At 58.4% G+C, this 14,757-nt stretch carries 11 protein-coding genes and 1 tRNA gene; 7 read left to right on the top strand and 5 right to left on the bottom strand.

The annotated features are described in order from the left end of the window. Positions 1 to 72 precede the first annotated feature (72 nt). Positions 73 to 996, top strand: coding sequence for a DNA-binding transcriptional activator PunR (gene punR, locus CJF39_RS11555; protein ID WP_094993548.1), 924 nt, complete (start codon positions 73 to 75; stop codon positions 994 to 996). Here the strand turns inward: punR and CJF39_RS11550 are convergent. The 4 genes from CJF39_RS11550 to CJF39_RS11535 form a co-directional block, all read right to left on the bottom strand. Next, entirely contained in the window at positions 990 to 1,598 is a 609-nt protein-coding gene (locus tag CJF39_RS11550; protein WP_094993547.1) for a LysE family translocator, read from the bottom strand. The two genes, punR and CJF39_RS11550, sit on opposite strands and share 7 nt — an antisense overlap. 228 nt (positions 1,599 to 1,826) lie before the next feature. Continuing rightward, positions 1,827 to 2,372, bottom strand: coding sequence for a DUF4174 domain-containing protein (locus CJF39_RS11545; protein ID WP_094993546.1), 546 nt, complete (start codon positions 2,370 to 2,372; stop codon positions 1,827 to 1,829). Between the two features lie 197 nt (positions 2,373 to 2,569). Further along, on the bottom strand, positions 2,570 to 3,145 hold the full coding sequence (locus CJF39_RS11540; protein WP_094993545.1) for a DedA family protein: 576 nt from the start codon (positions 3,143 to 3,145) through the stop codon (positions 2,570 to 2,572). Positions 3,146 to 3,185: 40 nt separating this feature from the next. Further along, positions 3,186 to 4,232 carry a DMT family transporter gene (locus CJF39_RS11535; protein ID WP_094993544.1) on the bottom strand — a complete coding sequence of 349 codons (1,047 nt, stop codon included), beginning with the start codon at positions 4,230 to 4,232 and terminating at the stop codon, positions 3,186 to 3,188. A 290-nt stretch (positions 4,233 to 4,522) separates the two neighbouring features. On the opposite strand from CJF39_RS11535, the gene CJF39_RS11530 reads away from it, so the two are divergent. The 4 genes from CJF39_RS11530 to CJF39_RS11515 all read left to right on the top strand — a co-directional run bounded on the left by CJF39_RS11530 (position 4,523) and on the right by CJF39_RS11515 (position 10,811). Further along, a tRNA-Leu gene (locus CJF39_RS11530) sits at positions 4,523 to 4,609 on the top strand. Positions 4,610 to 4,965: 356 nt separating this feature from the next. After that, positions 4,966 to 6,210: a multidrug efflux RND transporter periplasmic adaptor subunit MexE gene (mexE, locus tag CJF39_RS11525; RefSeq protein WP_094993543.1), complete on the top strand. Its 1,245-nt coding sequence runs from the start codon at positions 4,966 to 4,968 to the stop codon at positions 6,208 to 6,210. 15 nt (positions 6,211 to 6,225) lie between these two features. Further along, positions 6,226 to 9,405: an efflux RND transporter permease subunit gene (locus tag CJF39_RS11520; RefSeq protein WP_094993542.1), complete on the top strand. Its 3,180-nt coding sequence runs from the start codon at positions 6,226 to 6,228 to the stop codon at positions 9,403 to 9,405. Then, entirely contained in the window at positions 9,402 to 10,811 is a 1,410-nt protein-coding gene (locus tag CJF39_RS11515) for an efflux transporter outer membrane subunit (protein WP_094993541.1), read from the top strand. The genes CJF39_RS11520 and CJF39_RS11515 overlap by 4 nt, the downstream gene beginning before the upstream one ends. A gap of 92 nt (positions 10,812 to 10,903) precedes the next feature. Here the strand turns inward: CJF39_RS11515 and CJF39_RS11510 are convergent, their stop codons facing one another. Next, positions 10,904 to 12,028, bottom strand: a complete 1,125-nt coding sequence (locus tag CJF39_RS11510) for a sugar diacid recognition domain-containing protein (RefSeq protein ID WP_094993540.1) — start codon at positions 12,026 to 12,028, stop codon at positions 10,904 to 10,906. 158 nt (positions 12,029 to 12,186) lie between these two features. On the opposite strand from CJF39_RS11510, the gene CJF39_RS11505 reads away from it, so the two are divergent. Both CJF39_RS11505 and rarD read left to right on the top strand, forming a co-directional pair. Then, complete coding sequence (locus CJF39_RS11505; RefSeq protein ID WP_094993539.1) at positions 12,187 to 13,500, top strand: MFS transporter; 1,314 nt, start codon at positions 12,187 to 12,189, stop codon at positions 13,498 to 13,500. Positions 13,501 to 13,639: 139 nt separating this feature from the next. Continuing rightward, positions 13,640 to 14,524 (top strand): EamA family transporter RarD, encoded by an 885-nt coding sequence (gene rarD / locus CJF39_RS11500; RefSeq protein ID WP_094993538.1) that lies wholly within the window; start codon positions 13,640 to 13,642, stop codon positions 14,522 to 14,524. Positions 14,525 to 14,757 lie beyond the last annotated feature (233 nt).

Here is a 14,757-nt window from a genome sequence, read left to right as displayed (position 1 = left end):
TATCCGGCTGAGGATCTGCTTGTGAAGCGATAATATTTTCTATTTAGCATCAATTAATTTGAAGGCAGCGCTGTGTGGTCTGAATACTCTCTGGATGTCATCGATGCCGTGGCCCGACATGGCAGCTTCAGCGGCGCAGCTCAGGAACTGCATCGCGTGCCCTCTGCCGTGAGCTATACCGTGCGCCAATTGGAAGTGTGGCTGGCGGTGCCATTGTTTGTGCGTCGCCATCGCGATGTAGAACTGACCGCCGCCGGGCAGCTGTTCGTGAAGGAAGCCCGCGATGTGATGAAAAAAATGCTGGGCACCCGGCGCTTGTGCCAGCAGGTGGCCAATGGCTGGAGCGGTCAGTTACGCGTCGCTGTGGACTCCATCACCAAACAGCCGCGCTGCCAACAGATGGTTCTCGACTTTTACCGCCACTTCCCCGATGTGGAATTAATCGTCCACTACGAGGTGTACAACGGTGTGTGGGATGCATTGGTGGACGGTCGAACCGACCTGGTGATTGGCGCTACCCGCGCCATACCGGTCGCGGGTAGCTTTGCCTTCCGCGACATGGGGCTGTTGCACTGGATCTGCGTGGCAAGCCCGGATCACCCGCTGACGGCGTTCGAAGGGTTGTTGAGTGACGAGCAGCTACGGCCCTATCCATCCTTGTGCATGGACGACACATCGCGCAGCTTGCCCAAACGTGACACCTGGACGCTCGACAACCAGCGGCGGATGATGGTCCCGGACTGGCCATCGGCCTTGGCCTGCTTGAGTGAGGGCCTGTGTGTCGGCATGGTGCCTGCCCATCTCGCTCGCCCGCTCATTGAGCAAGGGCGGCTGGTGGCCTTGCACTTGCAACGGCCCTTCCCTGCCAGCCCGTCCTGTATTGCCTGGGTCCAGAACAATCACTCGCCCGCCATGAGCTGGCTACTGGACTACCTGGGGGATACCGACACGCTGAGTCAGGAATGGCTCAACGACGCTGAAGAACAGGATCAGTGATCAAACACAATCGGATACAACGACAGCACCAGCAACAGCGCCATGCTGAGGTTAAACACCATGAGCCATCTGGGTTGGCTCAGTACCGAACGTAATGCGCTACCAAAGCCGGCCCACACGCAGACGCTGGGTAAATTGATGATGGCAAACACCAGTGCAATCACAAAGACGTTGGTGATGTAGCCCTGCGAGGGGGTGTACGTAGTGATCGCGCCCACCGCCATGACCCACGCTTTTGGATTGACCCACTGAAAAGCGGCTGCGCCCCAAAACCCCAGTGGTTTGCCGTGCGCGGTGTGTGTGCCGGATATCGGCCCGGAAGTCGCGACTTTCCAGGCCAGATACAGCAAGTAGGCCGCGCCGAGGTAACGCAATACGGTGTAAGCCATGGGCACAGCCTTAAAGACGCCTCCCAACCCAAGCCCCACTGCCACGACTAAAAACATGAAACCGAAGCTGATACCCAGCGCATGAGGAAGGGTGCGACGAAAGCCGAAGTTGGCCCCGGAGGCCAACAGCATGGTGTTATTGGGGCCAGGCGTGATGGACGAAACAAAAGCAAACAACGTGAAAGCAGAGATCAACTCGAGGGAAAGCGGCATGAAGACGTCCGGCTGGCAAGGGAGAGATGAATGACACCCTAGCGGATCGCCTGCTGCGCCTTGCGCTACAGCTGAGCTGTATTTTTACCGAACACTTTGCGGGTCTTTACTGTTTTGAATACATGCATTTCACATGGTATTCACATTCCGGGGTCTAGATTGAACTCACTCCTTTAGTGAATCCCTCTTGGCCCGCTTCCCCCAGCGGGCCTTTTTTTGGCCGTGACTTCAGTCTTCCAGCGGTTTGGCAGGTTTAGCGGGTTTAACGTGCTTGCCGGACTTGTCAGGCTTGCCTTGGGTGCCAGGTGTGACCGACGTTTCAGGCCCCGTTTGGGCTTGCAACGTTTTTTCGGCAGGCGGCAAGGCATCGACGGTTTTAAACAGCGTTTCGAGGTCCGCGTCACCTTCAGACTTGAACTTGACCTCGCCGTCCTTACCGATCAGAAACACTTTGGCCTTATCAATGATCATGCCCGGCTTGAGTCCCCGGATCAGCGACATGGTTGACTGCGGCTCAAGGTCTTTGCCGTCACGCTTACCGGTGATGCCAACAATGGTGTACAGCACCAGGTTGCGCTCATCGAAAGCCTTTTTTTGAGCCGGGTCTTCGAGGGATTTTTTCAGAGTCGATAAGGTGGGGTCAGCCTCTGTGCGCGCCACAATCACCAGTGGTCTTGCCTTTGCGCGGTCCTGTTCGAGGGGGTTGGGGACTTCAACGGCGTGCGCCATTCCCGTGACCAGCACACTGGCGAGGATCATTGAGCGTATCAACATGCGGACCTCCTTTCTTGTCATCGGACCGGCGCGCAAAGGTCGTGAACACGGCATGAAAACCTCGGCTCAGAGCCGCTAAACAAGAGTCTAGGCCAAGCGGTTCATCACGCAACCGGGTTGCCGGACTTTGCCTTTCAAGCGTGATTTTTGCAACCACACACCCTTCATGGGCGCTACAGGCTGCGCACCCAGCCTGGCTAAATGGTTTTGCGCGTTGAGCTGAAATGGCGGATCAGTCCCACGACCAGCACCAGGACGACCACCCCCAGGGCAATCGGCAAGCGATAAGGTTTTAAATCCCCTAACAGATGCTGCAGGAACTCTCCCGACCAATACCCGGCACTGGCAAACAGCGTGGCCCACACCACGGCGCCTAACAGGTTGATGCACGCAAACTTGACGGGGGACACCTTACTCGCGCCAATCACCATCGGCCCCACCAGGCGCATGCCGTAAAGAAAGCGCACTGCAAAAATCGACACGGTCGGGTGGCGATTGATCAACGCCGTGACCTTGTCGATAGCGGCCTGTTGTTTATGCAAGCGCGGTAACAGGCGCTCACCAAAATAGCGTCCCGCCCAGAACAACAACTGATCACCCAGCATGCCCGCCAGACTGGCATAGCCGATGACCGGAAGCAGTTTGAGGACATGCTGGTGAGCCGCCATGCCGCCCAGAATCAGGATGGTTTCGCCTTCCAGCAGGCAGCCGATAAAGATGGCCCAGTAACCGTAGGTGGCCAGTAGGTAGTTGACATCGACGTGTTCAAACATGCGCGCTCGTGTGCTCCGTTATAGGCCGGGGACTTCAGGGTCAGTGCCGGTGCCTGTGATGAATATCCGGGAAGTGAGGATGAAAGTGGCGTACAGGCACATGGACATGTGCATGGGTATGGGGTTCCTGAGCCGGGTCATCTGCTTCGTGAGTGTGTTGATGGTGCTCATCATGGTGATGTCGATGGGTATGCTCCAGGCGCGCATGCTGGTGCTCATGTGCATGCACCTCAGTCAAGTGCAACCACACACCCAGCCCCATGAAGGCCGCCGCGACCCAAAACAGCCACGAGACCGATTCGCCCAGTATCACGATTGAAATCACAGCCCCCAAAAAAGGTGCCGTGGAAAAATACGCCCCCGTTCGCGCCGCCCCCAGACCGCGCAAGGCCAGTACGAACAGCACCAGACTCACGCCATAACCCAAAAAACCAATCAATAACGTCGGAGACAGCACCTGCGCCGAGGGCCATTGGGCACCCAGCGATGTAGCAATTGCGCAGTTCACCAACCCGGCACACAACCCCTTTGCCCCGGCAATGTAGAGCGCATCAGACGCCGACACTTTACGCGTAAGGTTGTTGTCCACGGCCCAGCACAAACAGGCAAACGCCACTGCAAGCGGCCCCAGCCACGAACCCGTGTCGTTTGCACCCTGCCCTGACGGCAAGGACAGCACCACACCCCCCGCGATGATGGCCAGCATTCCCGCAACAATCCGGCGATCAGCGTTTTCCTTAAACACCACCCACGCCAGCAGCGCGGTCAGTACGGGCTCCAGGTTCAGCATGAGCGAGGCCGTGGCTCCGGAGGTCAGCGTCAACCCGAACATGAGCGCCACAGGGCCCAATACGCCCCCAAAGGCAATTGCACCCGCCAACCATGGCCATTCACCTGCGCTCAGACCGGAACGCTTCCACCCGCGATCCCGCATGCAGCGCACCAACAACAGGCCCGCCCCGCTCCCCAAATACAGCAACCCTGCCAGCAGCACGGGCGACACGTCGGCCCCCAGCAGCTTGGCCAGCGGCGTACTGGCGCCGAACAGGGCTGCCGCAATGAGCGCGTAGAGGACACTTGAATTCATTTCACCCACTTCTGTCTCGGACCTACACACACCCTAGCCTAGCCCTCCCAAAAAACTTACATATAAGCCTGATACTTTCTTCCAACGATTTGGATAACCCCCTTCGAGTAAACTCCCCGAGGCCATAGGCTTCTGATTTTTCGAGGGTTTTATTAAGCCCCTCGATAAAAAATGTGCCCTCTCAAACTTGCGTCATCGCATAAGCCTCTATATATTCGTCCACCTGTCACACAGGCTGGGGGGCTGAGATTCAGTAAAACCAGCCGGTTTGATCGCTACATAGCGCTACCGCCCGAATGGCGAAATTGGTAGACGCATGGGACTTAAAATCCCCCGTTCGAAAGGACGTGCCGGTTCGATTCCGGCTTCGGGCACCAAACATATCAAGGGCTTGCATGAGATTCTTCATGCAGGCCCTTTGTTTTTTTGTTCCGCAAAAAAATCAAGCCGCTGCGCAATTCCGGTTCTACCGCCATCCTGCCGAACACCTACAAACCCATTAGTCCGCTTCATCTGGAACACGGTCTGGCCTTGTGCGCACCTGATTATCGGGCGCCATCCGACCCGCAAGTCTTTGTGATTGATAGTCCCCTAACGAAAAGCACAGGCTAGAGGGCTTGGCTCGGGTTTATATCATTCCGGATGATAATGACCTTCGCTGGGTTCGATTCGTGCGCCAGCACCCGCGCCAGCATTATCCGCCCCATCTCAACAGATTGGCGGACTCCCCCTCATGGAACAGTCACTTAAACATTTGCGCTTCCCACTGGCCGCTTTGGCCATCGTGGTGATGAGTGCATGCGGCAAAACTCCACAAGCGACTGCTCCGGCGCCTGCTGCAAAAGTCAGTGTGGCCAAAGTGCTTGAGCAGCCTGTGAATGAATGGGACGAGTTCACCGGTCGGCTGGAAGCGCCGGAAACGGTGGAAATTCGCCCTCGCGTGTCCGGGCAGATTGATCAGGTCGCTTTCACCGAAGGTGCGTTGGTGAAGAAAGGCGACCTGTTGTTCCAGATCGACCCGCGCCCGTTTCAGGCGCAAGTACGCCGCCTTGAGGCACAGGTCCAACAAGCCCGCGCCAATGCCACCCGCAGCGAAAACGAAGCCCAGCGCGGCGAGCGCCTGCGCCAGAGCAATGCCATTTCGGCCGAGCTGGCCGACTCGCGCAGCACCGCTTCGCAGCAAGCCCGCGCCGCCGTCGCGGCCGTTCAGGCCGAGCTGGATCTGGCCAAGCTGAACCTGAGTTTTACCCGCGTCACCTCCCCGATAAGCGGGCGTGTGAGCCGCGCGGAAATTACAGCGGGCAACATCGTGACGGCGGATGTCACACCGCTGACCAGCGTGGTTTCAACCGACAAGGTGTATGCCTACTTTGATGCCGATGAACGTGTGTTTCTCAAGTACACCCAACTGGCCCGTGAAGGCCAACGTGGCCAGACCACACCGGTGTACCTGGGCCTGTCCAATGAAGACGGCAACCCGCACCTGGGGCAAATGAACTTCGTCGATAACCAGGTCAACCCCAAAACCGGCACCATCCGTGGCCGCGCGGTGTTCGATAACGCCGACGGCAGCTTCACCCCGGGCCTGTATGCACGCCTCAAACTGGTAGGCAGCGGGACGTATTCGGCTGTGCTGATCAACGACGAAGCCGTCGGCACCGACCTGGGCAAAAAGTTCGTGCTGGTCCTCGATGGCGACAACAAGTCGATCTACCGCGCCGTTGAGCTGGGGCCGAAGATCGAAGGGTTGCGCATTGTGCGTAATGGTTTGCACAAGGACGACACCATCATCGTCAAAGGCTTGCAGCGGGTGCGTCCTGGCTCGCCGGTCACCCCTGAAGTGATCCCGATGGCGACCGAACAAACCCTCGCTGCACTGGCGCTCCAACGACAAGCCCTGGAAGCCAGCAACCTGCCACAGGTCAAGCCCGCCAACAGCGCGCCGAAGCTGGCTGGCGTCGCGACTCCTCGTGGTTAAGGGACGATAACTCCGATGAATTTTTCTCAATTTTTCATTCAGCGGCCGATTTTCGCCGCTGTGCTTTCCCTGCTAATCCTGATTGCGGGCGGCATTTCGCTGTTCCAGTTACCGATCAGTGAATACCCGGAAGTGGTGCCACCCACCGTCGTGGTGCGCGCCAACTTTCCCGGTGCCAACCCCAAAGTGATCGGTGAAACCGTGGCCGCGCCGCTGGAACAAGCCATCACGGGCGTTGAAAACATGTTGTACATGTCTTCACAGTCCACGGCCGACGGCAAGATCACACTGACGATCACTTTCGCCCTGGGCACTGACCTGGACAACGCACAGGTGCAGGTGCAAAACCGCGTGACCCGCACCCAGCCCAAATTGCCCGAAGAAGTAACCCGCATCGGTATTACGGTCGACAAAGCATCGCCCGACCTGACGATGGTGGTGCACTTGACCTCGCCGGATCAGCGCTACGACATGCTGTACCTGTCCAACTACGCCATCCTTAACATCAAGGATGAGCTGGCGCGCCTGAACGGCATTGGCGATGTACAAATGTTCGGCATGGGCGACTACTCGTTGCGCGTGTGGCTGGACCCGAACAAAACCGCGTCACGCAACCTGACTGCAACCGATGTGGTGAATGCCATTCGCGAGCAGAACCGTCAGGTCGCAGCCGGTGCGCTTGGCGCGCCCCCTGCCCCGAATGCCACCAGTTTCCAGCTTTCAGTCAACACTCAGGGACGCTTGGTGACTGAAGAAGAGTTCCAGAACATCATCATTCGCGCCGGCGATGATGGCCAGATCACACGCCTGAAAGACATTGCGCGGGTTGAGCTGGGCTCCAGTCAATATGCGTTGCGTTCGCTGCTCAACAACCAGCCCGCGGTGGCGCTGCCGATCTTCCAGCGGCCGGGCTCCAATGCCATTGATATCTCGAACGACGTGCGGGCGAAGATGGCCGAGCTCAAGCAGAGTTTCCCTGAAGGCATGGACTTCGACATCGTCTACGACCCGACCATTTTCGTTCGCGGTTCTATCGAGGCGGTGGTTCACACCTTGTTCGAAGCCCTGATCCTTGTGGTGCTGGTGGTTATCCTGTTCCTGCAAACGTGGCGAGCCTCTATCATCCCGCTGGTGGCCGTGCCTGTGTCGTTGATCGGTACATTTGCCGTGATGCACATGTTCGGGTTCTCACTTAACGCCTTGTCGCTGTTCGGGCTGGTGTTGGCCATCGGGATTGTGGTCGATGATGCCATCGTGGTGGTGGAAAACGTCGAGCGAAACATCGAGCTGGGGCTTAATCCGGTCGATGCTACCAAGCGCGCCATGCGCGAAGTGACCGGGCCGATCATTGCCACGGCGCTGGTGCTGTGCGCCGTGTTTGTACCGGCTGCGTTCATCTCCGGCCTGACCGGACAGTTCTATAAGCAATTCGCCTTGACCATTGCCATTTCCACGGTGATCTCGGCGTTCAACTCGCTGACACTGTCTCCGGCGCTGGCCGCCGTGTTGCTCAAAGGCCATCACGCGCCCAAAGACCGTTTTACCCGCTTGCTGGATCGCCTGTTCGGGGGCTGGCTGTTTGGCCCGTTCAACCGTTTCTTCGTCAAAGCCAGTAATGGCTATGTGGGGGCGGTCCGCCGGATCATCCGTGGCAGCGGTATCGCGATGTTGCTGTATGCAGGTTTGATGGTGCTGACCTGGGTTGGTTTTGCGCATACACCCACCGGTTTCGTCCCCCCGCAAGATAAACAGTACCTGGTGGCTTTCGCGCAACTGCCGGATGCCGCGAGCCTGGATCGTACCGAAGCGGTGATCAAACGCATGTCCGAAATTGCTCTCAAGCAACCGGGCGTGGCGAACTCAGTGGCATTCCCGGGCCTGTCGATCAACGGGTTCACCAACAGCCCCAACAGCGGCATCGTGTTCACCCCGCTCAAACCTTTTGACGAGCGTAAGGACCCGAGCCAGTCGGCAGCAGCTATTGCCGCAGCCTTGAATGCGCAATTTGCAGACATTCAGGATGCCTACATCGCGATCTTCCCGCCGCCGCCAGTACAAGGGCTGGGCACCATTGGCGGTTTCCGCCTGCAAGTCGAAGACCGCGGCAACCTGGGTTACGACGAACTGTACAAAGAAGTGCAGAACATCATTACCAAGAGCCACAACGTGCCGGAGCTGGCGGGGTTGTTCACCAGTTATCAAGTCAACGTGCCGCAAGTGGATGCTGCGATCGACCGCGAAAAAGCCAAGACGCACGGTGTGGCCATCAGTGACATTTTTGACACGCTGCAGGTCTATCTGGGTTCGCTGTATGCCAACGATTTCAACCGCTTCGGCCGTACCTATCAGGTCAACGTGCAGGCTGAACAGCAGTTCCGCCTGGAACCTGAGCAGATCGGCCAACTGAAAGTGCGCAATAACAAGGGCGAAATGATCCCGCTGGCGACCTTTATCAAGGTCAGCGACACCGCCGGCCCCGACCGGGTCATGCACTACAACGGCTTTGTCACGGCCGAGATCAACGGCGCAGCAGCGCCGGGCTACAGCTCGGGTCAAGCCGAGGCTGCGATTGAAAAACTGCTCAAAGAAGAATTGCCCAATGGCATGACCTATGAGTGGACCGAACTGACATATCAGCAAATTCTGTCAGGCAATACCGCACTGTTTGTGTTCCCGCTCTGCGTGCTGCTGGCGTTTCTGGTGCTGGCCGCGCAATACGAGAGCTGGAGCCTGCCGCTGGCGGTGATCCTGATCGTGCCGATGACCCTGCTGTCCGCGATTACCGGGGTGATTCTGTCGGGGGGTGACAACAACATTTTCACCCAGATCGGCTTGATCGTATTGGTGGGACTGGCGTGCAAGAACGCGATTCTGATTGTCGAGTTTGCCAAGGATAAACAGGAAGAAGGCCTCGACCCGCTGGCTGCGGTGCTGGAAGCCTGCCGTCTGCGTTTGCGGCCGATTCTGATGACCTCGTTCGCGTTCATCATGGGCGTGGTGCCTTTGGTGCTGTCGAGCGGCGCAGGGGCGGAAATGCGCCATGCCATGGGCGTCGCGGTGTTTTCCGGGATGCTGGGCGTGACCTTCTTTGGTTTGCTGCTGACCCCGGTGTTCTACGTCCTGATCCGTCGCTACGTGGAGCGCAGTCAAGCGCGCAAAGCCGCCAGGCACATGACGTTGGAGTCGCAACCATGAACGTGAACGTATTCTTGCCGAGTCTGTTGGTACTCGCGTTGAGCGCGTGCGCCGTCGGCCCGGACTATCAAACGCCGAAGACCGAGCCGGCTCAGATCAGCGCCGATAACCTCAAAGGTTTTGACCGTGCCCATTTCGAAGCAATCTGGTGGCAACAGTTCGACGACCCGACCCTCAACCGGTTGGTGACGCGGTCGCTGGCAGGCAACCGTGAGCTGCGCGTGGCGTTTGCCCGGCTGCGGGCTGCCCGGGCGATCCGCGATGACGTCAGCAACGACGCCATGCCAACTATCACCAGCCGCGCCAGCAGCGAGCTGGGCAAAGGGCAGATTCCGGGGCAGACCGAAAAGCGCGTCAACAGTGAGCGGTACGATCTTGGGCTGGACATGGCGTGGGAACTCGACCTGTTTGGCCGTATCCAGCGTCAACTGGAAGCCAGCGATGCGGACGAACAGGCCGCCGCAGCGGATTTGTATCAGTTGCAAGTGACCCTGATTGCGGAATTGGTGGACGCCTACGGCGAACTGCGCGGCGCGCAACTGCGTGAGCACATTGCGCTGGCCAACCTGAAAAACCAGCAGGAATCCAAAGCCATCACTGAAAGTCTGCGTGATGCGGGTGTCGGTGATGAGCTGGACGTCATGCGCGCTGACGCACGTCTGGCGGCCGTTGAAGCCAGTGTGCCGCAGTTGCAGGCGCAGCAGGTACGTGAACGCAATCGGATTGCCACCTTGTTGGGCGAGCGTCCGGAGCAACTGAGCGTCGATTTGAGCCCGGCCAAACTGCCCGCGATTGCCAAGGCCCTGAACATTGGCAACCCCGGCGACCTGCTACAGCGACGCCCGGACATCCTCAGTGCGGAACGCAAACTGGCGGCCGCAACCGCACGGATCGGCGTGGCCAAGGCAGATCTGTTCCCGCGGGTCAGCCTCAGCGGGTTCCTTGGGTTTACCGCTGGGCGAGGCTCGCAGATCGGCTCAGCAGCCGCCAATGCCTGGGCTCTGGGCCCGAGCATTACTTGGCCTGCCTTTGATTTGGGCAGTGTGCGAGCACGTTTACGTGGCGCGGATGCCGAAGCCGATGGCGCACTGGCCCGTTACGAACAACAGGTGTTGTTGGCGCTTGAAGAGTCGCAAAACGCGTTCAGTGATTACGGCAAACGTCAGCAACGCCTGGTGTCGCTGATACGTCAGAGTGAGTCGAGCCGCACCGCAGCCGATCTGGCGGCGATTCGCTATCGCGAAGGCACGGTGGACTTCCTGGTGTTACTCGATGCCCAGCGTGAACGGCTCGCAGCAGAAGACAGTCAGGCACAGGCCGAGGTTGAGTTGTATCGCGGCGTGGTGGCGATCTACAAAGCGCTGGGCGGCGGCTGGCACGTTGAAACGGTGGCCAGCGCGCACTGATGTGTACCTGATTTAACGGCTCCTTTGGTTGGTCGCATCCAACCGTTTAGCCCCGCGTTCATTCGGTCGCGGGGCTTTTTTTGGCCTGCAGTTCAGGCGGTTGGCCGTGCCTGTACAAGGGGCGTGTGGGGCAGCAGTTGGACCCCAAGGTATAACGCCAGCATCCCGTTCAGGCTCAGGGGGTCAACCCCGCTCAGCTCGGCAATCCGTTCCATCCGGTACCGCAGGCTATTGCGATGGATGCCCAGCGCATCGGCGCACGCCTGACTTTGGCCGTCATGCTCGCACCAACTGCGCAAGGTTGCGATCAGTTGGCCATTGCTGTCCTTGGCGACCACTTTGTGCAGTGGATTGAGCAGTTCTTCCAGCGCATCGTCATTGCGATGCCGCCACAGCATCACCGGCAAGCGGTAGCGGTCAAGACTCAGTAAACGCGTGTCCGGCAACACATCACGGCCATAGGCCAGCAAATCCCCCACGCGTCGATAACAACGGCGCAGTCCTTTGAGTGCATCCGCCTGCCCGCCTGCGGCGATGCGCAACACGTTCCAGCCGTGGCCGTCGAGCCGTTCCAGTAGCCGCGTGTCGTCCAGTGTGGTGGTTGACGGGCGGCACCACAGCAGCGAGGCATCGGCCGGGCACACGCACCAACTGTCCGGGTAGCGTGATTGCAGCCACACGCTCAGGGCCTCGGCACTCTGGCCCTTGCCCAGTTCAAACAAATAAGGAATGCGCGATAGCTGCGGCTTGAGCCCCAGTTGTTGGGCTTCGTCGATCAGGCGCGGTGAGTCGCCGCTTTCACTCAACAATATGGCCACCAGGTCGTCGCAACGTTGACGACGCCATTGCTGTTCGGCCTGTTGATGGCGTTGGCCCACCAGCATTTCGGCCGTCATGCGCACCAGTTCGGCGTAGGTGCGCAGCAATTCAGGTTCACCGGTCAGCCCCAGCACGCCGATCAGGCGCTGATCGAGCAGCAATGGCAAATTGATTCCCGGCTGCACGCCTTTCAGGCATTTGGCGGTTTGCGCATCGATTTCCACTACCCGTCCGTTGGCCAGCACCAATTGCGCGCCTTCATGGCGGGTATTGATACGCTCGGGCTCGCCGCTGCCGAGGATCAACCCCTGGCTGTCCATCACATTAACGTTGTACGGCAAGATGGCCATCGCGCGATCCACGATGTCCTGCGCCAAATCATGATCGAGTTCGAACATAGGGTAACAATCCTTGGAAACATTTGTTCGTGCGCACAGCCTCAGCAGAAAAACACTGTGCAGCAGCACAAAGACAGCAACGTTTGGGTGACCGAGACTCACGCAGCGACCAACGTTAACCTCGGATCGCGAAAAAACATAATAAAGAGAGACATGAGATGTCACAGAGCGCCCCCGCTTCGCTGACCGGCGATGACGATAAAAACGCCATCTACAAGCGCATCACCCTGCGTTTGATCCCCTTCATTTTTATCTGCTACCTGTTCAATTACCTCGACCGGGTAAACGTTGGCTTTGCCAAATTACAGATGCTTGATGCGCTGAAATTCAGCGAAACGGTCTACGGCTTGGGTGCCGGGATTTTCTTCATTGGCTACGTCTTGTGCGGGGTTCCCAGCAACCTGGCATTGACCCGATTCGGGCCTCGGCGCTGGATCGCCGTGATGATGATCACCTGGGGCGTGCTGTCCACCTGCCTGATGTTCGTCACCACCCCGACCCAGTTCTATACCCTGCGCCTGTTCACCGGCGCCGCCGAAGCGGGTTTCTTCCCAGGCGTTGTGCTCTACCTCTCACAATGGTTCCCCACGTTCCGTCGTGGCCGCATCATGGCGCTGTTCATGTCTGCAATCCCGGTCTCCGGCTTGATCGGCGGTCCCTTCTCGGGCTGGATTCTTAGCCATTTCGCCGCAGGCCAGGGCGGACTTGCCGGATGGCAGTGGATGTTCCTGCTGCAAGGTATTCCCACCGTTGTGTTGGGTGCGCTGGCGATCTTCCTGCTCAGCGACAGTTTTGCCAATGCCAAGTGGCTAACGGCTCACGAGCGCGCCGTGCTCGACGCTGACCACCGCCTGGACACCGTCAACAAACCCGCCACCACTTCTGATTCGCTGCTTGCCGTGTTTAAAAACCCGGCCATCTGGGCGTTTGGCCTGATCTATTTCTGCATCCAGAGTGGCGTGTATGCGATCAACTTTTGGCTGCCGTCGATCATCAAAAACCTGGGGTTCAGCGACACGCTGGTGATTGGCTGGTTGAGTGCGATTCCTTACTTGCTGGCTGCTGTGTTCATGTTGCTGGTGGGGCGCTCGGCTGACGTGCGCAAAGAGCGTCGCTGGCATTTGGTCGTGCCAATGTTGATGGGGGCGCTGGGCTTGGTGATTGCTGTCAACTTCGCCACGCAACCGGCCATCGCCATCTTGGGGCTGACAATCGCGACCATGGGCGCCCTGACCGGCTTGCCCATGTTTTGGCCGGTGCCCACTGCCATGCTCAGTGCAGGCGCGGCCGCTGGCGGCCTGGCCTTGATCAACTCCATGGGTCAAATGGCGGGGTTCCTGAGCCCGTATCTGGTGGGTTTTGTCAAAGACGCCACCGGCTCGACCGATGCTGCGCTGTACCTGTTGGCGGCGGTGATTGTGGGCGGCAGTGTGCTGGCCTTGCGCATGACCCGCGGCATGCGTCACGCCTGACGCCATCGGTTTTGCTGCGCAGGGGGCGTTTTGCGGGCCTCTGCGCAGGCAATCGGCTCAGCAAGATTTGCCCTACAGCCTTTGGAGCCTCAAGCTACGCGTCTCTAATAATCAAAATGCGCGTTTCAACGAGGCTGTTGTGTCTAAAGGTATTGTTTTATCGGTTCTGGCATCGAGCCTGTTCGGTGTCATGTATTACTACACATCCCTGCTCTACCCTTTGAGTGGCGCCGAAATTTTCGGCTGGCGGATGCTCCTCACCTTGCCCTGCATGACCCTGTTCATGTGTTTTTCGGGGGATTGGCGGCTGGTGCCGACGATCTTCTCCCGCCTGCAGCAAACCCCCCGGCTGTGGATTGCCCTGTTTGCCTCCAGTGCGCTGGTGGGCCTGCAACTGTGGCTGTTTCTGTGGGCGCCCCTCAACGGCCACAGCCTGGACGTGTCACTGGGGTACTTTTTGTTGCCCCTGACCATGATTCTCACGGGCCGCGTGGTGTATGGCGAACACCTTTCCCATCTGCAAAAAATTGCTGCCGCGCTGGCGATACTCGGGGTCGCCAACGAGGTGTACCGGGTCGGCGGTTTTTCCTGGACCACCCTCGTAGTGGCCATCGGTTACCCGCTGTATTTTGTGCTGCGCAAACGGGTCGGGACCGACAATCTGGGCGGCCTGTGGATCGACATGCTGCTGCTCATGCCCGCGGCGTTCTTGTTTGTGCAAACAGGCGAACACGGCTTCGATGTGGCCAGCCAACGTGCGGCACTGTACACGCTGATCCCGGTACTGGGCCTCATCAGCGCTCTGGCCTTGATCAGTTACATCATGGCCAGCCGCATGCTTGCCTTCAGCCTGTTCGGTCTGCTCAGTTACGTTGAGCCGGTGCTGCTGGTGTGCGTGGCGTTGTTGCTGGGTGAAAGTATTAGCGCCGGGCAATGGCTGACCTATTTACCGATCTGGCTGGCGGTGCTGGTGTTGATGTTTGAAGGGTTCAAGCATTTGTTGCGTCAGCAAAAATCCGTGTAAAGGCAATGCAATGGGCTGGTTTCACAGCCCATTGCCACCCTCGAGGTAGATGAAGCCGCTGCAAGGACTACCGTTTATCATTTTTTTTCAGCGCGTGCGAACGAACGTTTTAAACGGTTTTGGCCCAGTATTTGCTTGCTCGTTTCACGTATCACCTTCCGGACTAGCTTTTTAAGCCAACTGATTGGTTTAAAACATATTTGCCAATGGTGTTCCACAGCCTCAAGCTATGT

The sequence above is a fragment of the Pseudomonas lundensis genome (assembly GCF_002269125.1).
GTDB classification, from domain to species: Bacteria; Pseudomonadota; Gammaproteobacteria; order Pseudomonadales; family Pseudomonadaceae; genus Aquipseudomonas; species Aquipseudomonas lundensis_A.
This window is presented reverse-complemented; position numbering and strand designations above follow the sequence as displayed.